The sequence below is a fragment of the Actinomadura macra NBRC 14102 genome, assembly GCF_001552215.1.
Taxonomy (GTDB): Bacteria; Actinomycetota; Actinomycetes; order Streptosporangiales; family Streptosporangiaceae; genus Spirillospora; species Spirillospora macra.
Genome location: NZ_BCQT01000004.1, coordinates 533,363 through 553,991, shown reverse-complemented (window position 1 = coordinate 553,991; position 20,629 = coordinate 533,363). Strand labels below are relative to the sequence as shown.

The 20,629-nt window shown below is 68.9% G+C and carries 20 protein-coding genes; 17 read left to right on the top strand and 3 right to left on the bottom strand.

The genetic code is table 11. The annotated features are described in order from the left end of the window. Positions 1–9 precede the first annotated feature (9 nt). Complete coding sequence (locus tag AMA02S_RS07340; protein WP_067453521.1) at positions 10–639, bottom strand: carbonic anhydrase; 630 nt, start codon at positions 637–639, stop codon at positions 10–12. A 1,263-nt stretch (positions 640–1,902) separates the two neighbouring features. Between AMA02S_RS07340 and AMA02S_RS07335 the strand changes: the two genes are divergently transcribed. The 6 genes from AMA02S_RS07335 to AMA02S_RS07310 all read left to right on the top strand — a co-directional run bounded on the left by AMA02S_RS07335 (position 1,903) and on the right by AMA02S_RS07310 (position 8,656). Further along, on the top strand, positions 1,903–3,816 hold the full coding sequence (locus AMA02S_RS07335) for an Hsp70 family protein (RefSeq protein WP_157430443.1): 1,914 nt from the start codon (positions 1,903–1,905) through the stop codon (positions 3,814–3,816). 29 nt (positions 3,817–3,845) lie between these two features. Beyond that, positions 3,846–4,619, top strand: a complete 774-nt coding sequence (locus AMA02S_RS07330; RefSeq protein ID WP_157430442.1) for a hypothetical protein — start codon at positions 3,846–3,848, stop codon at positions 4,617–4,619. Next, on the top strand, positions 4,619–5,758 hold the full coding sequence (locus AMA02S_RS42775) for a hypothetical protein (RefSeq protein WP_067453512.1): 1,140 nt from the start codon (positions 4,619–4,621) through the stop codon (positions 5,756–5,758). Before AMA02S_RS07330 ends, AMA02S_RS42775 begins: the two co-directional genes overlap by 1 nt. After that, on the top strand, positions 5,755–6,993 hold the full coding sequence (locus AMA02S_RS07320; RefSeq protein ID WP_067453510.1) for a patatin-like phospholipase family protein: 1,239 nt from the start codon (positions 5,755–5,757) through the stop codon (positions 6,991–6,993). Before AMA02S_RS42775 ends, AMA02S_RS07320 begins: the two co-directional genes overlap by 4 nt. Positions 6,994–7,118: 125 nt before the next feature. Next, positions 7,119–7,943, top strand: a complete 825-nt coding sequence (locus AMA02S_RS07315; RefSeq protein WP_067453507.1) for an NAD(P)H-binding protein — start codon at positions 7,119–7,121, stop codon at positions 7,941–7,943. A 188-nt stretch (positions 7,944–8,131) separates the two neighbouring features. Continuing rightward, positions 8,132–8,656 (top strand): pyridoxamine 5'-phosphate oxidase family protein, encoded by a 525-nt coding sequence (locus tag AMA02S_RS07310; RefSeq protein ID WP_067453504.1) that lies wholly within the window; start codon positions 8,132–8,134, stop codon positions 8,654–8,656. 70 nt (positions 8,657–8,726) lie between these two features. Here the strand turns inward: AMA02S_RS07310 and AMA02S_RS43435 are convergent, their stop codons facing one another. Further along, positions 8,727–9,227, bottom strand: coding sequence for an aromatic-ring hydroxylase C-terminal domain-containing protein (locus AMA02S_RS43435; RefSeq protein ID WP_084264777.1), 501 nt, complete (start codon positions 9,225–9,227; stop codon positions 8,727–8,729). A gap of 66 nt (positions 9,228–9,293) precedes the next feature. Further along, on the bottom strand, positions 9,294–9,698 hold the full coding sequence (locus AMA02S_RS07300; protein WP_067453499.1) for a nitroreductase family deazaflavin-dependent oxidoreductase: 405 nt from the start codon (positions 9,696–9,698) through the stop codon (positions 9,294–9,296). Between the two features lie 375 nt (positions 9,699–10,073). Between AMA02S_RS07300 and AMA02S_RS07295 the strand changes: the two genes are divergently transcribed. The 11 genes from AMA02S_RS07295 to AMA02S_RS07250 all read left to right on the top strand — a co-directional run bounded on the left by AMA02S_RS07295 (position 10,074) and on the right by AMA02S_RS07250 (position 20,623). Further along, positions 10,074–10,424, top strand: a complete 351-nt coding sequence (locus AMA02S_RS07295; RefSeq protein ID WP_218004868.1) for a hypothetical protein — start codon at positions 10,074–10,076, stop codon at positions 10,422–10,424. Between the two features lie 13 nt (positions 10,425–10,437). Continuing rightward, positions 10,438–10,587: a hypothetical protein gene (locus tag AMA02S_RS41475; protein ID WP_157430440.1), complete on the top strand. Its 150-nt coding sequence runs from the start codon at positions 10,438–10,440 to the stop codon at positions 10,585–10,587. 45 nt (positions 10,588–10,632) lie between these two features. Beyond that, positions 10,633–10,986: a hypothetical protein gene (locus AMA02S_RS07290; RefSeq protein ID WP_157430439.1), complete on the top strand. Its 354-nt coding sequence runs from the start codon at positions 10,633–10,635 to the stop codon at positions 10,984–10,986. 222 nt (positions 10,987–11,208) lie between these two features. Continuing rightward, positions 11,209–12,165, top strand: a complete 957-nt coding sequence (locus tag AMA02S_RS07285) for an ATP-binding protein (RefSeq protein ID WP_169806790.1) — start codon at positions 11,209–11,211, stop codon at positions 12,163–12,165. 178 nt (positions 12,166–12,343) lie between these two features. Further along, a complete protein-coding gene (locus tag AMA02S_RS07280) occupies positions 12,344–13,462 on the top strand; it encodes an NAD(P)/FAD-dependent oxidoreductase (protein WP_067454019.1) in 1,119 nt (372 codons plus the stop codon). Positions 13,463–13,726: 264 nt separating this feature from the next. Continuing rightward, complete coding sequence (locus AMA02S_RS07275; protein ID WP_245667385.1) at positions 13,727–14,383, top strand: Crp/Fnr family transcriptional regulator; 657 nt, start codon at positions 13,727–13,729, stop codon at positions 14,381–14,383. 72 nt (positions 14,384–14,455) lie between these two features. Further along, positions 14,456–15,208: a hypothetical protein gene (locus AMA02S_RS07270; RefSeq protein WP_067453484.1), complete on the top strand. Its 753-nt coding sequence runs from the start codon at positions 14,456–14,458 to the stop codon at positions 15,206–15,208. Continuing rightward, positions 15,208–17,448: a hypothetical protein gene (locus AMA02S_RS07265; RefSeq protein ID WP_067453481.1), complete on the top strand. Its 2,241-nt coding sequence runs from the start codon at positions 15,208–15,210 to the stop codon at positions 17,446–17,448. The genes AMA02S_RS07270 and AMA02S_RS07265 overlap by 1 nt, the downstream gene beginning before the upstream one ends. A 12-nt stretch (positions 17,449–17,460) precedes the next feature. Further along, positions 17,461–18,348, top strand: coding sequence for an SDR family NAD(P)-dependent oxidoreductase (locus AMA02S_RS07260; RefSeq protein ID WP_067453478.1), 888 nt, complete (start codon positions 17,461–17,463; stop codon positions 18,346–18,348). Between the two features lie 10 nt (positions 18,349–18,358). Further along, positions 18,359–19,165, top strand: a complete 807-nt coding sequence (locus AMA02S_RS07255; RefSeq protein WP_245667384.1) for an EI24 domain-containing protein — start codon at positions 18,359–18,361, stop codon at positions 19,163–19,165. Between the two features lie 108 nt (positions 19,166–19,273). Next, positions 19,274–20,623, top strand: a complete 1,350-nt coding sequence (locus AMA02S_RS07250; RefSeq protein ID WP_067453476.1) for a flagellar basal body-associated FliL family protein — start codon at positions 19,274–19,276, stop codon at positions 20,621–20,623. Positions 20,624–20,629: the final 6 nt, after the last annotated feature.

Below are 20,629 nucleotides of genomic sequence, written 5' to 3'. Positions count from 1 at the left end.
AGCTCCTCGCTACAGGGGAAGAAAGGCGTCGGTGTCCGGCTGGTGCACGAGAACTGATCCGGTGTGGACCTCGTAGTACCAGGCGTGCAAGGTGACCCGGCCGTCCGCGACGCGCCGTCGCAGACTGGGGTAGCGGCGCAGCCGGTCCATCTGGGCCAGCACGTGGCTCTGTACCGCCGCCGCGAGATCACCGCCCGGGGCTTCAGCGGTCGCGCCGTCTTGCGCACGGGCGAACGGGTGGTTCTTCGCCGGTCCGCCGGCGACCTCGGCCAGCCATTCGCGGACCGCCGGTGCGGTGCCCAGATCGGCGCCGCCGAGCAGGGCCCCGACGGCGCCGCAGTGGGAGTGACCGCAGACGACGATGTCGGCGACGCCGAGGATCTCGACGGCGAACTCGATGGTCGCCACCTCACCGGCAGGACGGTCCAGCCGGTACGGGGGCACGATGTTCCCGGCGGTGCGCAGCTCGAACAGCTCACCCGGCCGTGCCCCGGTGAACAGCGACGGGATCACCCGGGAGTCGGAACAACTGATGAACAAGGCCAGGGGCGACTGACCTGCGGCGAGTCTGCGGAAATCCTCACCGCGCCGGGTGACGTCCTCGCGGAACGAACGCGCGTGGTCAATAAAAGTACGCATGCGAAACACACACCTCGAAGAACCGCCAAACAAGCGGCGGGAGCATGGACGGAATTGGCTATGACAATTCAGGGTGCACGGTGGTCGAGGCGCGTCATAGGCGTATCGACGAATTTGTCTTACACGTGTGTTGAACACTCAAGAACGCTGATGCGCTATCTCAGAACACGGTGCACGCCGAAAAGAAGATCGGACGTCGGATGGCCGGCTTCAGCAGCGGAAGACCTGCAAGAACACCAGGACGTCCCGCGCGGCTTGGCCGCTGATCGCGTGCATGAACCGGGCACCGTGGCGAGGAATCGCACTCGCCCCGGCGGCGCGTCGTACAGCGGAGGATGAGAGAGCGTCGGGCGTCCTGACCAGTTGCGGGCCCACGGCCCTGCTGGTCAGCCGGATGGTGAGATGTTCGGGCGCCTTCCGTCTGGAGTGCTCTTTCTCGCAGCCGTCGTCGGAGGTGGCCGCATCGACCTTCCGTGGATCCTCCAGCAGTGCCGGGGTCGATACCGCGGATTGGCTGGGGTTCACGGAATGCAGACAGGTGCTGGATGCCAGCTGTAGGTAAGCGCACATGAGGATGACGCAAAGAGCAACAGCACGTTGTATTGACCTGTGCCGCACCACCCTCGGTGGCCTCCGTCCCGTCTCGCGCGGTTGCCCTGGCTGCTCGTGACGCTCGATTGCCCAGACTACACGGAATCTCTGAGTGGCGGCATGCCAATGATGTGATCATCCATGTGGTACGGAACCCGGCCATCCAGGTGAGAGCTAAGGTCGCCGTCCGGCGACCTCGCGCAGGGCTATCAGACTCTATCGAAATAGGCAAGAAAATATGTGAGTCATGCAGGTAGCCCGCGGCTGTCAGAGATCACGGGGTTATTCGCCCAGATCACGGATGCCATGGATAGGGCTCCGTCAGAATGGCGGAGCGTCTGCCAGCGGCGATGAGTCAGGATGCGGTAGAAGCGGCTCGTCCGTTGCCAAGGGCGCCCGGGCGCCCGCTGTGGGCTTCGCGAGCCGACGACAGAGATGGCAGGGCGGGTGGGCTCTCCATCTGCTTGCTGGACGCCGCGGTGGGGCCTGAGGCCGTCCACGCTCACCCCCACCGCCTGACAGACATAGTGAGCGTCGAACGCTCCTCGCCGCGCCTCTGTGAGGTTCGGAGAGTGTCGACTCGGTGGCTGATCTTGACGGTCGGGAGATCAATTCGTAGCAGGGGTGAGAAGGTACTCAAAAGCATTCAAGTCTATTGTCGCCATCAGATCGATGGTCGCCGCACACGCCGCCGATGGTGCCGCTTGTCTTTTTGTGGCCAACGACATGCTTCCGGCGGCGGGATGGTCCACCCTGGCCAAGGGGAAATCTGCCTGGAGGCATGGCCAGAGGACGGGGATGACGGCTAAACATCAGGTTGCAGCGGCTGTGGACTTCGGGACGCATGGGACGGGATGGGGCTGGGCCACCATCGACGCCATCAACGACTCACCCGACCACAGGAAGATCAATTACAAGAGCAACCACCGTGGCAGCCCCGAGGCGACCGCGAAGAACCTCACCGCACTGCTGCTGGGTGCCGACGGCAAAGAGGTGGTGGCACGCGGATTCCACGCCTGGCGCAAATGGCGGCAGATGAAGGGGACGGCCGAGGCCGACCGGCACGGCTACGCCTACGCGTTCAAAATGGCGCTGAAGCCCGAGGTGTACAACGGTGACGTGCCCCGTGGCGAGGGGAAAGTCTACCTGCGCAATACCCGGGACGTCCAGAAATTGATCTCCGCCTATCTGCGTGAGGTGCGTTTGGAGGCGGTGGCCGACATCACCAAGCGCGGCTATCGGGAGGAGCACATCCGCTGGTGTCTGACGGTGCCGGCGATCTGGGACGAGAACGATCGCGCGCTGATGCGCAACGCGGCGGAGGAGGCGGGCTTTCCCAAGGACGAGAACAGCCTTCTGATCACCCGCGAGCCCGAGGCGGCCGCCGTCTACTGCTGGATTCGGCATGCGCGGGTACTCGGTACGGACGACGCCCGCGAGCATCTCGACCTGTCGAATCCCGGTGACCGTTTCATGGTCGTCGACTGCGGGGGCGGCACCATCGACATCACCGCCTTTCGGCTGAAGGTGTCCCCGGACGGTAAGCCGCGCCTGTACGAGATCGGCCGTCCCGACGGCGGGAAGTTCGGTTCCGAGTACGTGAACGTGGCCTTCATGGACGACTATCTGACCCGGGTCCTGGGGGCGGACGTCATGAGCCGGGCGAAGCAGCAGTGCCGGCATGATCTCGATGACCTGGAGGAGAGGTGGGAGCGCGAGAAGGTCAACCTGATCGTCGACCAGATCGACGGGAGGCCGCGCATCATCGACCCGATCCGGCTGCGCATGGGCCACCATCTGTGGGGGCTGCTCGACGAGACCAAACGCCGACAGCTCACCGGCGAGTACGGCGCCGAGTGCGGCCTGGTGGTGCGGGAGGGCGATGCCCAGGCCATCTTCGACTCGGCGATCGAGCCGATTCTGAAGACGATCGAAGAGCAACTGGCGGTCATGTGCCGCAACGACGGCTACTCGAACCAGCGGGAGAAGCTGGTGATAGTGGGCGGCTTCGGCCGGTCCGAATACCTCCAGGCGTGCATTCACGAACGGTTCCGCGACAAGGCTGAGGTTCTGGTGGCCGAAGACCCGGCCGCAGCCGTGCTCTTCGGCGCGGTTCACTTCTGCTATGACCCCGACGCCATTCGCGCCCGGCGCTCTCGGTACACGATCGGCCTTGCGGTGTGCAAGGACTTTCGGCACGGAGTCGACCCCATCAGCTCGCAGGTGACCGGCGATGACGGTCTCAAGTGCGATATCCGGTTCGACCGGCTGGTCAAGGCGGATGAGAGCGTCGAGGTGAACGAGGAGCGGGCGCGCACGTACTTCCCGATCAGCAAGGACCAGGACAAACTTGCGATCAAGCTCTTCTCCTCCCTTGAGGATGAGCCGGAGTACGCGACCGAGGAGTCCTGCAAGAAGCTCGGCGAGGTGACCGTCGATCTCGCCGAATCCAAAGGCAAGGATCCCAAGGAACGGCCGGTTCGCATCTACCTGTCGTTCGGCGGCAACCAGACCCAGGCACGTGCCGAGAATCCGCGTACCGGTGAAATACAGGAAACCACCTTCGACGTCGACTACCTTCGCTGAGGCTCTGAATGGACCAAGAAGTGGGTATCTTGAGCGCGGTCAGCAACCTGCTGTTCAACTCCAAGAAGGGGTTGGAGGACGGCCTGGAGGATCTTTTCAGCGCGTTCCGTCTCCAGACGCAGCAACTGAAGGACCTCACCGACAAGACCGACCGTCAGGAGGCGGAACTAGGTGAGTTGAGAAGGTACGCAGAAGGGCTCGAAAGGCAGCTCGCGAGCCTCCAGTCGACCCAGACGGGGCTGGACCGTGATCTCGGCGCCCTGCGCTCGGAACTCGTCCACCAGGCGCCCGATCTGACCGACGAGGACTCCCATCGCCACGAGGACTACGTCCGCCAGATGCGGCACCTGTGCGAGAACTCGTTCCGGAACCTGGCGCACAGTTACACCGAACTGTCCGGGCTCGATCTCAAGGACCGGCAACTCCCGTATCACCAGGCACGGCTCGTCGCCTCGCTGGTCTCGGCCTGTTTCCGTGAGCCCAAGGTGAACGAGGCGGAGTTCCGCGCGCTGCTTGAGGTCAAGTCCAAGTCCTTCCGGCTGGGCGACCGGGACAAGGAGAAGGTCCACTACACCAAGGTCACGCAGATTCTGAAGGCCACCACCGCGCTGCGCGCCAACATCGCCGGGTCCGGGCATCCGGTGGAGTTCGACTTCTCGGTGCCCCACCCGGTCACCGAGGACACCGTCGAGTTGTGGCATCCCTCGTCCCTCGACCGGCCGGTGGTCTTCGTGGTGGTCCCCGCCTATCTGGTGCGCGGTCAGCTGTTCGGCAACCCCATCGTCTTCACCGAGTTGTCGTGATGGGCCTGTTGTCGCGGATCAAATCTCTGGTCGCCAGCGTGCCGGTCGCCTACGGGCGGGCCACCAAGGAGTTGGCGCAGTCGGTGGAGTTGACCGGGCGCCGCGTGGAGCACCGTGCCGGGCAGTCCTTCTTCGGCCGGCTGGTCGGCCGGATCACCGGCCGTGACCGGCGGGCGCAGCTCCAGGTCGACCGGGAGATGGTCGGTCACCAGCGCGCGTTGGTGGAGCGGCTTGAGGAGATGAGGCTGCGCGGGATCGTGCTGGACGCCGACATGGCCCGGGTCGCCGGGCACGTCCGCCGGCTGGCCTACGTGTCGAGGCACGCCGAGAGGATGGCCGCTTCGAACGCCGCCGACATCACCGAGTTGTCCGATGTCGTCGCCTCGCTCGCCGAACTCGTCGACGTCTGCCGGTCGCGGCTGGACGCCCACCAGCGGCTGCTGGACATCCATTCGGCCGAGCTTGCCGAGCACGCCAAGATCCTCGCCGATCATGCGAGAAGGATCGACGACCATGAGAAGCGGATCTCGCTGGGCGAGCTGTGGCAGAGCAGCGAGGATTTCTTCGGGCACTCGGTCGGGCTCTGGCTGGATGGCAAGACCTATGCGGAACTTCCCTGGATCTGTCAGGTAGTCCTCCTGTCCCAGGAGGTGTGGACGGGTGCGTGCGGTCATTTCGAACTCCGTGCCGCGAGCGCCTCGCAGCCGCGGGAGAGCTGGGCGAAGTTCCGTCCAAAACTGGTCCGGGCGGTCCTTTCCGATCCGCGTTCGAAGGGCCGGTGGAGCGGGCAGCGACCGGTTCCGGCGGTCCTTGACGAACTGGTGGGGGAGGTGAACGCCGATCAGGCGCTGATGGTCGCCGAGATCCTCGGCGTCGGGTTGATCCCGGAACTCGCCACCGAACAGGGCCCACTGTCAACTGCATTGTCCATGGCATTGGACCTGTCCAGCCGGGATGGGAGCGCAGGCAATCCGAAACCGGGTGTGGAGGCGTTCTCCTGTGCCCGGGAGTTGGTCTGGATGCCCGGCACCATCTCTGTCACCGGCCTTGTCCAGCGATTGGTGGACGAGCAAGCCAACGCCCAGCTCGTCGCCCGCCAGGATCTGCAACGCGACGCCTTTCTGGAGACGCCGCGGTGAGCGATGACGCCGCCGAACTGGCCCGCCGGGCGAGGCAGATAGGTGACCGCGCCGGCCGGCGTGCAAGGGAACCGCTCTACGGCCAAGGCGCCCCGTTGCCCAACGGGGAACCCCTCGGGCTTCAGGACCCGGTGGCGGTCTTTCACGCCGCGGGCCGCCGCGACCCCCGTGACGAGCCGGTCGCGCTGGTACTGGCCGGAGGCGGCGCCAAGGGCGCCTACCAGGCCGGAGTGGTGCGTTTCCTCGCGGAGGTCGGCACTCCGGTCACCGCCATCTCCGGGGCCAGCATCGGTGCCCTCAACGGCGCCGTCCTGGCGGCGGCGCCGTCCCTCAGCGAGGGAGCCGACCGTCTCATGCGCGTCTGGCGGGAGGTCGCCGAGAAGACCGGGCCCGCACGGTTCTCCGCCGAACCCGAGATCGTCCGGCAGGCCGCGGATCTGCCGGGTCCGGGCGATGTGTTCGATGAACCCGCCCTGCACCAATGGCTCAATCTGTTGCCGCGCCTGCGGGGCCCGATGCTCAGTCCGGGCTTCCTGGACGATCTCGTGGCCAAGCACGTGGACGAGCACGCGCTGCGGGCGGGCATTCCGATGTGGGTGTCGATCTTTCCGTCCGTCGATCCGAACAGCCTGACCCTGGCGCCGCTGCCCTTCAGCTTCGCGATGTCGCGAGCCCGGGACAAGAGCGGCCCGATACGCGGGAATCCGCTGCGCTTCGGCTGGCTGCTGGACGTGGTCCGGGGCAAGCTGCTTCGCGAGTCCTCGGAATGGCGCCGGGTCAACCACCTGCGCACGGATCAGATCCACAACACCATTCTCGCCAGTGCCGGGCTGCCCATCCTCCTGCCACCGAGAAGAGTGGAAGGCCGGACGTATCGGGACGGCGGAATCGGCGACAACATCCCGGTCGGCGCGTTGCTGGCGGTCACCGACTGCCCGACCGTGGTCGTGGCGCACCTGAATGCGCGTCCGCTCTTCGAGCCCGCCCGGTTCCCCGAGCTTCAGATCATCGAGGTGATGCCGAGCCGCTCCATCTCGCCGCACGGCCCCGCCGGCCCGCTCACCGGAATGATCGATCTTTCCCCCAAGCGGGTGGAGAGCCTCTACGAACTCGGCTACGAGGACGCCAAGGGCCAGCTCGGCCGCTTCTGGCGCATGGAGGCCACCGACCGGGTGGCCGACTTCATGAACACGTTCCGTTCCGCCGCCGTGGCGGAGCTGGACGACCCGCTCTGACGTCCCGCTCTGACGTCCCGCTCTGACCAGCCGCTCCGCAGCCCTCCCTTCATTTGTGGAATGAAGTGTTCCGTTCTGATACAGTGGAACCGAACATTCCGTTCTGATGCACGCGAGGAGCACCAATGACGATCTTGGTCACCGGAGCCACCGGAACCGTCGGCCGCCACCTGGTCGACCAGCTGGTCGCGAACGGGCAGAAGGTACGGGCGCTCACGCGCAACCCGGCGGCGGCCGACCTTCCCGCCGAGGTCGAGGTCGTCGCGGGCGACCTTGCGATCACCGGGACCTTGGCGCGGGTCTTCGAGGGCGTCACCGCCGCCCACCTCATCAACTTCGGTGGCGACGACTACTCCGCACTGGAGAACGGGCAGGAGATCGTGGATCTGGCCGTCCGGAGCGGCGTACGGCGCGTGACCGTCCTCGGCGGACGTGATGACGGCCCCCTTGAGCAGGCCATCGTCGCCAGTGACCTGGAATGGACCTTCCTCAACCCGGTCGAGTTCATGTCCAACACGCTCAAGTGGTGGGCTGGGCCGGTGCGCGCCGAAGGCGTGATCCGGGAGCCGTTCGCGTACCGGCTGAGCGCGATGATCCACGAGGCCGACATCGCCGCGACCGCGGCGACGATCCTGGTCGACGGCGGTCATGGCGGGCGGACCTGTGTGCTCACCGGGCCGGAGGCCGTCACGATCCCGCAGAAGGTCGCGGCCCTCAGCGAGGCGGTCGGCCGGGAGATCGGATTCGTCGAGCTCACGGTGGAGCAGGCCAAGGAGAAGTGGCGGAGTGAGGGGACGCCCGAGCCGGTCATCGGGTTTCTGGTCGAGGCGCTCGGCAACACGCCCGAGGTGGGGTACACGGTCGTCCCGACCGTCCAGGAGATCACCGGACGCCCGGCGCGGACGTTCGCCCAGTGGGCGGTGGAGCACGCCGACGCCTTCCGCGCCTGACCGAACGCCCGCCGGTGCCGGCCGTAGCCGTGTCGGCCGACCGCCGCTGCGCACCATCGTCGCTGCGCGGCGTCGTCGCTGCGCGGCGTCGTCATCGCAGCGTCGTCATCGTGTCGCGGTCCGTGCCGATGAGTTCCCGTCCGTGCGAAGGTCATAGGTTCCACCACGATGTGACCGGAGGTGCCGCGATGACCGGCCATGAGCCCGTCCAGACCATCAACCTCAACCGCTATGGCGACGAGCCGCTGCCCTGGAGCAGGGCCCGCGAGCGGCTGGAGGCCGACCTGCCCAAGATGAGCACGCCGACGTTCCTCGCGACGGTCAGGCCGGACGGCCGCCCGCACTCCGCGGGGATCGGTCCCCTGTGGGTCGATGACGATCTCTATTTCACCAGCGGGCCGGGCACCCGCAAGTCGCGCAACCTGGCGGCCGACCCGTCCTGCACGATCTCCGTGCGGCTGGAGGGGCTCGACCTGGTCCTCGAAGGCAGGGTGGCCAGGGTCACCGACGCCGCGACGCTGGAGAGGGTCGCGAGCAGCTACCGCGAGAGCGGCTGGCCCGCCGAGGTCGAGGGCGACGCGTTCACCGCTCCCTACAGCGCGCCGAGCGCGGGCGCGCCGCCCTGGTACCTCTACCGTTTCACCTTCGAGACCGCCGTGGGAGTCGCCACGGCAGAGCCCTACGGCGCGACCCGCTGGCGTTTCCAGCGCTGACCTTCGCGCAGGGCTCGGACGTTCGCCCCGCGGACCCGACGGTGCGGCGCGGTGGTGTCCGGCCGGCTGATCAAGAGTTCGGCCGGGGACGCGCACTGCCGTCCGCAGGACCGAACCAGTGAGAACGCGCTTCGCGCAGTGCGGGAGCGGCGGTTTCGGCGGGTTCGCCGATGGTGGCGGCCCAGGCGATGTGGGCGTCCGGGCGGATCAGTAGGGCGTCGGCCGGCCGGTGATCGGCCTTGGCCGTGTGGATGTCGACGCGGCGCCGCCAGTCCCGGGCGATCGCCCGCAGGTCCGGGCGGTCGGCGAGGCTCGGCAGGCCGAGCGGTACCGCCACCGGTGGATGGTGGGAGAAGTCCGGATGCACACTGCCGAACGGGTAGCGGGGAGCGGGGTGGCTGGGTCCGGTGCTGGCCGCCTCGAACCGGTCCAGCAGGCCGCGGTAGCGCAGGAGTTGCAGGATCTGGCCGCCGAGACCGTTGGTCTTCGGGGGCTGTCGGAGCCTCGGATGCCGCTCCAACACCAGCGGCCGCACTCCGGCCAGGCGCAGGGCGCCATCACGCGGGGGCATGGACCAGGGCGTGCAGGGACGATCGGGGTGATCGCGGCCATTATCCGCGATCACCCGTCCGGTGCGTCAGACCCGTTCCAGCACGACTACCGGGATCTCGCGGTCGGTCTTCTTCTGGTACTCGTCGTAGTCCGGCCACACGGCGGCCATCTTCGTCCACAACTCGGCTCGCTCGGCGCCGTCGGCGGTGCGCGCCCGCGCGGTGAACTTGTCGGCCTTCACCTGGACCCGCACCTCGGGGTCGGCCTGCAGGTTCAGGTACCAGCCCGGGTGAACGGGAGCACCCCCCTTGGACGCCACGATGACGTAGTTGCCCTCGTGCTCCTGGTAGATCAACGCGAACTTGCGGTCCTCGCCGGTCTTGCGGCCCTTGGTGGTCAGGATGAGGATGGGCGCACCCTTCTCCCAGTCGTGTCCGACCTCACCGTTGGTCTCCTCGTAGCGGCGCACATGCTCGTCACCGAACAGCATGGGTCCTCTTTCGTCGGGGTTTGGTCCGTGTAGCCGCAACGCACGCCGCTCGCTCGTTAATCCGCCCTGGTGGCTCGCCTGCCAACGGCGGCCAGAGCCGACCGCAGCGTCCGCGCACGTGTCTGAGTGTAGCGGGCACTTTCCCAGATTAGGGGATGACCGAAACTTGGTGAATGGGGCAAATTTCTGATCTAGGCCGCATTCGGTCATTGGTCAATCGGGGTGCCGGGAGGTGAGTGGTCGTAAAAGTGGGCTACTTTGCCTTCAGCGGATCATTTGCTGTGGGGAGGTAAAATGATCAGACGTACCGGGCGGGGCGATTCCGGAGATGAGAGCCGGGCCGAGGCGGGCCCCGAGGGCGTTCTCGGAAGCGATGTGATCAGTGCCATACCGGGGGCGCTGGTCACGATTGCCGAAGAGCTTGATCGCATCTTTCCCAAAGTGAGCAAGGCGGGCAAGCCCATCGAGATATCGCTCTTCACCTTCGCCGATGCCGTGCGCTCCTTCTCCCGGGATCACCCGGGCGACCCCAGCATCACCGCGGGGGCCCTTTTGCGCCGACCGCACCCGGGCGGGCACCTGATCTTCCAGGTGTTCCTGGACCGGAAGGACCAGATCGTCGTGCAGGGGGACGGCCGTCCGCACGGAAAGGCCATCGTGGCCCGGTCGCTCGACGACGAACTGGCCGGCAAGTTCACAAACTCGGATCTGGTCATCTTCAGATAGGCACAGGGACGCCATGCTGCTGGCCATAAAGATTCTGCTCGGCACCCTTGTCGGCCTGACGTTCGCCTGCCTGGTGTTGTGGCTGCTCGTCCAGTGGGCGAAACGCCGCGATGACGAGATCGACGACAAGCAGATCGCCGGGTGGTTCCGCAGACGCCGCTGACGCGTCGAGAAGAGCATTTCGCACCGCGGAAAGGTACGTGTGACGATGGATCCCTTCACGATCGCCGCGGCGATCGCCTTCTTCGGGGGACTCGGGGTGGTCGTCCTTGCGATCACCGCCGAGAGGATCACCCAGTGGTTCCGTGCTCGGGGGCGCATCAAGGCGGAGAGTTCCGAGGTCATCGCGTTCACCCTCGCCGAGCGCATCGCCAACCGGCAGTACGTCGAGGTGAGCGGCATCTTTGACCAGCGGCCCGAGAAGACCCGCATCGTGCAGGGGTTCTACGACCCAGAGGCCGACGAGATCGTCGACGCTCGGGCCATGGCCAGTAACAGGAAGCCCGATAGGACGATCGTCCAGCACCATGAGGAAGGACAAGGGCTCGTCATCTACCAGTGACGGTCTCGTGCCCTGCCGAAAGCCCGGACCATTCCCTGAACAACGCCTTCGATGATAACAGGGGAATGATCATTGTTCAGTTCCAGGAACGACACGAAGAGACTGAGTCTCGAAGGCGTGATTCCAGGTGTCCCCAAGGAAGAAGTGGACCTCCTGAGAACGCGCATGCACAGCCTCATCGGGGCCTTCACGCAAAGGCAACGGCCAGGCTCATTTCAGCTTGTGGCCAGTTACGGTGAGGTGCGGCCGCCCGGCCCGGACGCGGTCTCGGCGCGGCAGGGCCCCCGCTTCATCGCGACGGACCCGCTCCACACCTTCGACAAGCTGCTGCTCACCAGGGAAATCGAGGAACGGCTGCTCGACTGCATCGCCTTCGTCGAGGTCGCCCCGCTGGTGTTCGACACCTGGGGGCTCCGCGCGATCGAGCCGCACCCCTCGGTCGCGGTGAACTTCCGCGGCCCGCCCGGTACCGGCAAGACGATGGCGGCGCACGCCGCGGCGAGCCGCCTCGGAAAGAAGATCCTGCTCAGCCGGCTCTCGGAGCTGGAAAGCAAGTACCACGGCGACGGCCCCAAGAACATCGTCGCGCTCTTCGACTCGGCGAAGGAGCAGGACGCCATCGTCTTCATCGACGAGGCGGAGTCCCTGCTGTCCCGCCGGTTCGCCCAGCCCGAGCAGGCCGCCGAAAGCGCCATCAACTCCATGCGCACCGAACTGCTCATGGCGCTGGACGCCTTCGACGGTCTGGCGATCTTCGCGAGCAACCTTCCGCACAGCTACGACACGGCGATGGAGTCCCGTCTGCTCAATATCGAGTTCACGCTCCCCGACCTTCCGACCCGTCGCAGGATCTGGGAAGCCCATCTGGTCCCGGGCCTGCCCGTCGACCCGGAACTCTCCATCGACCGTTTGGCGAGCATCGATGGCGTCAGTGGCCGCGACATCAAGTTGTCCGTCATAACCGCTGCCATCGGCGCCGCCCGTCGCAAGACCGTCGTCACAGAAGCACTGCTGGTGAGCGCCTTGGAACGGCAACGCCGACCCCCCTCAGCCGAGCAAGGCGAAGCAGGTCCTCCACTGGACCCGCAAACCGCCGAGGCCGTCAAATCCCGGCTCCGGGGCTCTGCAAAGAACGACCCCGCACCCCCGGACGGCCCGGCCCCGAGCGACATCAGCTGAACGCCCCGGCGCCATCGGTGGCCTTCTCGGTCAGCCGACGGGCCTGGTCGACCAGAGACGTGTGACCGGATTCGGGCACGACCCCCTGCATCTTGCAACACGTGCCCGTCACCACACGATGGTTTGGAAACGGTCCACTCGTGCCACGGGTGGCCGGTCCGGGGACGGGGTGATCGGCATGCTTGAAAACAGGGTCGAAACCGTTGTGGTCGTGGGGGCCGGGGTCTACGGCGCGGCGGTGAGCGACTCCTTGGCGCGGCGAGGCGCCCGCGTGGTGGTCGTGGACGCCGGTGCGCCCGCGAGCGGCACCTCCGGTGCGACATTCTCCTGGACCAATTCCTGCGGGAAGAAGCCGCGGGCCTACCACGACCTCAATGTCGCGAGCATGGAGGCCCACCGGAGGCTGGCGGCCGTGCGTCCACGCGCCGACTGGTACCACGAGGGTGGAAACCTCGAATGGGCCGACGACGACGCCGGCAGCGCGAAACTGCGTGAAAAGGTCGACGGCGTCCTCGACTACGGATACCAGGCGCACTGGCTCACCCGCGCGGAGGCGCTCGACCTCGAACCGGACATCGACCCGGCGCAGCTACCGGACGAGATCGCCTTCTTCCCGCGCGAAGGCTGGATCGAGCCGGCTCGCCTGGTCGGCCACCTGCTGGCGAGCGCGGTGTCCAGCGGGGCCGAGCTGGTGCGGAACGTCGCCGTCACCGACGTGGAGGTGGCCGCCGGCAAGGTGCGCGCCGTCCGGCTCGCCTCGGGGCGGCGGCTGCCCGCGGACGCGGTCGTGAACTGTGCCGGCCCGCAGGCGGGCCGGATCGCCGAGCTGGCCGGACTGGAGTTGCCGATGCGCAACACCCGCGGCGTGCTCATCTACACCTCGCCCGTCGCAGTGTCGGTGTCCTGCGTCGTCCACGCCCCGCGCGTTCACCTGCGCCCGGACGGTGCCGGACGGCTGCTGCTGCACACGGCCGAGATCGACGATGCCGTGCGGGTGTCCGCCAACGGCGAGATCAGCGTCGAGCCATCGGCGGTCGAGGAGGTCATGGAGGCGGGTCGCGCGATCTACCCGGCGATCCGGTCCGCGACGGTGGAGAGCGTCCGGGTGGGCGAGCGGCCCATTCCCGGCGACGGCCTGCCGGTGCTGGGGCGGGTGGCCGAACTCCCCAACTTCCACTTCGCCGTCTCCCACAGCGGCGCGACCCTGTGCGTGCACGCCGGCGACCTGGTCGCGGGCGAGGCCCTCGGCGAGGACCACACCGACACCCTCGCCCCCTTCCGTTTCGAGCGACTCTGACGCACAGGTGCTCGCATCCATCGGGCTGGACGTCGACGAGAACGAGTTGCGTCTCCACCTGTTGCGGCAGGCCCGACGTCCGGGCGGCGGCCAAGTTCGCTGTGATCGAGCTCGTGGTGCGGCGGCCGCCCCGGGGCGCCGAGCGCGCCCGTGCTGGACGCGATGACCGAGGTTTTGCGGCTTGTGAAGGGGAGTGCCTCGTCAACGGATCAGTAGGAACCGCCAGATGTCTCTTTCGGTTCTTGGGGCGTAACGAGGGCTGGTGTGGGAGACAGAGGTGTGGACGTCTCGGGGCGCGTGTGGGAGCGGCTCGTCTCGGCGGGGAGCGAGCGGCGGTTCGGGGCCGGGGAGGTCGTGCTCCGGCAGGGCGATCCGCCGACCCATGTCCTCCTCCTGGTGTCGGGGCGGGTCAAGGTCTCGCTCACGCTGCCGAAGGGCGAGGTGCTGCTGCTGGCCGTCCGCGGGCCGGGTGAGCTGCTCGGCGAGATGGCGGTGCTCGGTGAGGACGACCGGTCCGCGACGGTGGTGGCCGTCGATGCGTGCGTCGCGCGGGTCGTGACCGCTGAGCGGTTCCGGTTGCTGACGCAGTCGGCCGGGGTACGGGACGAGCTGCTGCGGCGGGCCCTGCGGCGTATCCGCGAAGGGGAGACGTGGCGGGCCGAGACCGCCGCGCTGCCCGCCGGGCCGAGGGTGGCGCGGGCGTTGGTGCGGCTGGCCGTGGCGGCGACGGGTGACCCGGTGGACGTGGGGCTCGGGCAGACGGAGATCGGGCAGGCCGTGGGGCTGTCGCGGAGCGTGGTCGCCGCCGAGCTGGCGCGGCTGCGCGAGCGGGGGCTGGTCATGACCGCGCGGCGCCGGATCGTCATCGTGGACCTGCCCGGCCTGCGGGCACTGGCCGAATCGGGACACGGGTCTGTCTGATTTCAGACACAGAAGGCGGCCAGCTTTCTCCAGGGTTGGTGGGATCTGTCGATCCCTTGGAGAGAAGCACCTATGGAATCCTTTCGCGCCCTGCTCGTCGTCGACGCCGAGAAGTTCAGCGCGCACAGCGATGTGCAGCTGCCGCGCCTGCACCTGGAGATCCGGCGCGTGCTCGCGGTGGCCTTCGAGGAGAGCGGGCTCGGTGACACCTGGAAGGCCGCCCGGTTCGTGCAGAGCACCGGCGACGGTGTCCTGGCGGTGCTGCCGCATGAGGCGGTGTCGCGGCTGGTCGAGCCGTTCCCGCGCAAGCTCCAGGACGAGCTGGCCGCGTCCGCGCCGAAGCTGCGCGCGCGGGGGATGCGGCTGCGGCTGCGGGTGGCGCTGCACGTCGGGCTCGTGGACGACGAGCGACCGGGCGCGGCGGGCATCTCCACCGCGACCGTCGACGTCAACCGGCTCGTGGAGGGGCAGCCGCTGCGGGACGCGTTGACCGGCAGCGACCCGGAGGTCACGTTCGCGGCGTTCCTGCTGTCGGCGGAGCTGTTCAGCGTCTATGTCGCGGGCGGCAGGACCGGGCTGCGCGAGAGCCAGTTCAGCGAGGTGCCGATCAAGGTGAAGCAGTTCGAGCGGCCCGCCTACCTGTACGTGCCCGAGCCGTCGCGGGTCACCGAGCCGCTTCCGGCGAGTCCCGAGCCCGAGCCCGGGCGCGCGCCCGTCCCGCCGCCCGCGCAGGCCGGGCCGTCGATCAGCGGCATCACCATCAGCGGCGACGGCCAGAACGCCATCGGGAACACGGTCGGCGGCGACTTCCACCAGGGGCGCTGATGACGGAGTTCGACGATGTGACCGTCACCGGGGACGGGCAGAACGCGATCGGTAACACGGTCTCGGGTGACCTCATCCAGACGCAGCTCCAGTTCGTCCGGGGGCGGCCGTCGATGGTGCTGTCCGAGGGGGAGATCGCCGACCGGGTCGCGGGCTACGTGCCCGCCCTCAACCATGAGGAGATCGTCGGCGCGCTCGACCGGCACCACGCGGTCGCGGTCGCCGGCGTGGCCGGGATGGGGGTCACGACGACGGCCGTCGCGGCTCTGCGGTGGCTGCGCCCGGAGCTGCCGATCCGGCTGTTCTCCACCGACGAGGACGACGTGGAGGAGATCGCCGCCGCCAAGCCGTGCGGGTACCTCGTCCGCGCGGGTGACGAGGACGCGTCGCGGCTGCGGTCCTGCCTGGAGGCGGTGCACGCGTCGGGCGGGTTCCTGCTCGTGGTGGGGACGCCGGTGGAGCAGCGGGAGTTCTCCGACTTCCTGCCGGTTCTGGCGGTGTACCCGCCGGCGCCCGACGCCGTCTACCGGACGCGGCTCGCCCGTCGCGGCGTCGGGCGCGGCTGGCCGGAGTGGCCGCGGGCGGCGGAGCTGCTGAAGGACGCGACGCCCGGCGACGCGCGCCGCCTCGCCGACCTCGTCGCGGCGGGGGGCGACGAGCGCGAGGTGGAGCTGGCCTACCGGGGCTGGGACGAGCATCTGCGCGGCTGGTTCGGGGCCAACGGGGACCTGCGGAACCAGACGTTGATGATCGCCGCCGCGACGATCGCGCCCGCGGACGAGACGAGCGTGTACGGGGCGGCGATGTCCCTGTCACGCCAGCTCAAGATCAAGATGGAGGGCGGGGGGCTCGCGTGGTGCCCGTCCACCGGGCTGAGCGAGCTGCTCGGCGCCGACCGGGTCGACGACCTGATCGTCTTCCGGCGGCAGGGCTACGCGGACTCGGTGCTCCAGCACGTCTGGGACGACTACCCGCTCGCGCGGATGGATCTGCTGTCGTGGCTCTCGGAGCTTCCCACCGATGAGGTGGTGGAGTTAAGGCAGGGGCTCCGGCACAAGCTCGTCGCGGTGTTCGCCGATCTCGCGGCCGAGCACGAGGCGGTGGAGAAGATCCTGCGGAAGGCGGCGGAGTGGGCGTCGGTGCACCACTCCGCGGACCTCTCCTATGTCGCGCTCGCCAGGACGTGCCTGCACCAGCGGGTCGGGGGACGCGTCCGGCGGCAGCTCTACGCGTGGTCCACCGAGCGGCGGACGTCGCAGACGCTGAAGCTGACGGTGGTGCGGGTCTGCCAGGTGCTCGGGGAGACCCACACCTCGATCGCGCTGACACGGCTCAAGCACCTCGGCACATACGGGGACGAGCAGGTCCAGGACGAGGTGTACGAGGTGGTGCGGGCGCTCGCCGAGCTCCACCCCGGGAAGGTCTTCCAGACCGTGCTCACCTGGTGCCGGTCCGCCGTGCACCTGTCCTCCAAGCGGGACATGTTCCACCGGGCCCGGGTGGCGCTCCGGGTCATGCTCGCCGAGCACGACCGGCCGCTTCCCGTGCGGCAACAGGCGGGGCAGCAGGTGGGGGAGATGCGCATGCAGCCCGTCCCGGACGGGACGCGGCTGCGGAGCGTGCTGGAGGTGATGGAGCAGCTCGCGGCCTGCGGTGGGCACATGCATCCGCTGCTGCTGGACGCGGCGCGGCGGCTGGCCGCCGGCGGGTACCGGCCGTACGTCCTGCGGGCGGCGCTGACGTGGGCGGGACACCCCAACCCGTCTTCGGCGGCGGTGGGAACAGCCATCTTCCTCATGCTGACCGGTGAGGTCACCGCGGAGGGAATTCCGGTCATTCTCACTGGTAAGGACGCCATCGACCCGATGCTGTGCGCGCCCGCGTGGGGTGTGGCGGTGGGCGCGGAGGCGGCGTCGCCCGGCGCGTACCCGGAGTTCGAGATGGCGTTCGGGCTGTGGCTGGACGCGGCAGCGGCGCACCCTCGGATGCGCAAGCGGATCGTCGCGATGATCGCGCAGGCGCCCGAGCAGGTGGCACAGGCGGCGTCCGCTCCGCAGGTCGCTGATCTGAAACGCCGGATGGTCGTGCTGGACATCGTCCGGCGGTGGGCGGATGCGGGGCCGCGCCGCCAAGGCGTCAGGGAGGTCAGGGAAGAGGTGTTCGTCCGGCTGCTGTACCCGGAGTGGAAGCGGCTGCTGCTGATGGCCTGGGTCCGGGTCCGGTCTCTGCTCGGGCAGTGAGATGCTCGATCAGTGAGTACTTGCCGATCGCGTCCGACCCAGATCGCCATCGTGACCGGCGGGACGTCCGGGATCGGGAAGGAGATCGCCCGGGGGCTGGTGCGGCGGGGATTCCACGTGGGGATCGTGTGCCGGAACGAGCTGCGCGCGAAGGCGACGGTGGACGAGCTGACGCGCGGCGTGCGGGGGGCGCGGGTCGAGACGTTCATCGGCGACCTGTCGGTGCAGCTGGACGTGCGCCGGGTCGCCGCGTCGCTGCTGGAGCGGTTCGACCGGCTGGACGTGCTGGTCAACAACGCGGGAGTGCAGTTGCTGCGGGCCAAGACCAGCGCCGACGGTCACGACCGCATGATCGCGACGAACCACCTGGGGCCGTTCCTGCTCACGAACCTGCTGCTGGGGGCGCTGGAGAAGGGCGCGCCGTCGCGGGTGGTGGTCGTGGCGTCCGAGGCGCACCGGCAGGCCGGGCGGCTGGACGTGGAACGGCTGGCGGAGCCGGGTTCGTATCGGGCGGCGGGGGCGATGCGCGTGTATGGGCGGTCGAAGCTGCTGAACATCCTGTTCACGCAGGAGTTGGCGCGGCGGATGGAGGGCAGCGGGGTCACCGCGAACGCGATGTGCCCCGGCGTCGTCGCGACGGGCCTCGCGCGAGACGTGTGGGGCACCGAGCGGCTGGGAGCGCTGCTGGCGCGGACGCCCGTCCTGCGGACGCCGGCGCAGGGCGCGCGCATGGCGTTGCGGCTCGCGACGGAGCCGCAGTACGAGACGTGCAGTGGCGGCTTCTACAGTTCGACGCCGGGGGCCGGGCTGCTGCCGAGAGTCGGGGCGCTGAAGGATCCGGAGCTCGGACGGGCGGTCTGGGAGCGTTCGGCCCGCCTCGTGGGGCTGCCGTCCCGATAGCGTGGGCCGTGTGAACGAAGTGGACGCCCCCCGGCCCTCGGGCTTCAAGGACCTGTTCAACGGTGCCGGCTACCTGATGCGCGGCATCGCGTGGACGGCCCGGCATCCCGCGCAGTGGCTGTTCGGCCTCATCCCCGCCCTGATCGTGCTGGTGGCGTACGTCGCGGCGCTGACGGCTCTGGCGTTCGCCATCGAGGACCTCGCCGGGTGGGTGACGCCGTTCGCCGACGGCTGGTCGGACGCGCCGCGCACGTCGGCGCGAGTCGTCGCCGGGCTCGCGATCTACGGTGCGTCGGTGTTCCTGGCGGTCATCACCTTCACCGCCGTGACGCTGCTGGTCGGCGACCCGTTCTATGAGGCGATCGCGGTGCGGGTGGAGGAGTCGCAGGGCGGGGCGCCGCCGGAGCCGGACGTCCCGCTGCTCGTCCAGATCGGGCGGGCGATCATGGACGGGGTGCTCCTCCTGCTGATCGCGCTGGCGTTCGCGGTGGTCTTCTTCGCGTGCGGGTTCCTGCCGGTGGTGGGGCAGACGGTCGTGCCGGTGATCGCGGCGTGCGTGTCCGGCTACTTCCTCGCGGGCGAGTTGACGTCCGTCGCGCTGGAGCGGCGCGGGCTGCGGCGGCGGGAGCGGTTCGCGCTGCTGAAGCAGCACCGTCCGCTCGCCGTGGGGTTCGGTGCCGCGACGTTCGTGGTGTTCCTCATCCCGCTGGGCGCGGTCCTGGCGATGCCGGGCGCGGTCGCGGGCGGGACGCTGCTGGCCCGCGAACGCCTGGCGGACGAGGCACGGGACGGGCACGGCGGCCTCGTCATGGGATGACCGTGACGGACGGGCGCCGTGGGACGGGCAGGGAGTTGAGAGGCATTGTGTCCGGAGCGTGATTACCTGTCCGGACGCAATTGATGATCTTCGCGTAACGTGTGCCGCATGTCCGATCAGGGGGAGCGCGGTGTGCGCTGGACCGAAATGAGCGAGGGTGACACCGGCCGTACCGAGTTCTCCGAGCCGGTGCCGGTCGCGCCGCACGATATCTGGGGCAAGGTCGAGACGCCGGTCCCCGCGCCGGAGCCGGTAGCCGCCGACCCCGAGCGCACCGGGCCCGAGCCCGAACCCGAGCGGACTGAGCCCGCTGAGCCAGCTGAGCCCGCATCCGCCGAGCCCGAGCCCGGCGCGCCTGTCGAGCCTGCCGCGCCGGTCGCGCCTGCCGGGGCCGTCGCGCCGGTCGAGCCCGCTGAGGCCGTCGCCGCCGAGGCACCCGCGCCCCGCGCGGACGACGTGAGGGTCGCGCCGGTTCCGGAGGACGATTCCCCCCACTGGGAGGGGTCGCTGTTCGACGAGGACGAGGGCGACTCGCGCTACCAGCCGGCCGTCCCCACGGGGATCGCAGGCCCGGCCAAGCCCGGCAAGCCGAGCAGCGGCAACTGGCAGATGCCGGACTGGATGGCCGACGAGGAGGCCGCGGACGCCAAGCTCGGCGGCTCGCCGAAGCCCGCCCGCGGTGAGCTGGACGACGGCGGCGGGCGGACCCGGCTGGTGCTGTTCGGCGGGGTGGGCCTGCTGGTGGTCGCGCTGGTCGCGGCCGGTGGTGTCTACCTGCTGAAGGGGCGCGGCGGCGAGGAGAAGTCCAACGAGGACAAGCCGGGCCGATCCGCGTCCGCGTCCGCGCAGCCGCAGCAGCCGCGGTCCCCGCGGGCGTCGCAGGCGAAGCTGCCGCCCGACCGGCCGCTCCGCACGTTCGCGGGCCGTCCGAGCCGGGTGCTCGGACAGGTGACCGACGCCCGTTCGGGGCTGTCGTGGCCCCGGTTCGCGGCGCCCTGGCAGATCCCGACGAAGCAGAACAAGCTCGGCACGCCGGGCTGGTCCGGGCAGCAGGTCCTGGTGACCGAGCGGCACCCGGGGCGGCTCTGGTACGGGCAGTTCCTCACCGGCTCGCTGCTCCCGTCGCTCCAGAGCTCCTACCAGGGGCCGGAGAGCGTGAAGAACGTCACCGGGCTGGCCGCGAAGGGGTTCGTCGCGCAGTACTACGGGTTCCCGCACCGGTCGGTGCCGCTGGCCTCGGAGTCACTGACCGTGGACGGGCACAGGGGCTGGCTGATCGCCTCGTACCTCACCTACAAGCGCAGCGGGGTCCGCGCCACGGGCGAGATCGTCGCCACCGCCGTGATCGACACGGGCCGTCCGGCGCCGGCCGTGGTGTTCGCGTCGCTGCCCAACACCCACAAGAAGGTGTGGCCGGACCTCGACCTGTTCCTCAAGCGGCTGAAGGTCGCCGCCTGACGGCCA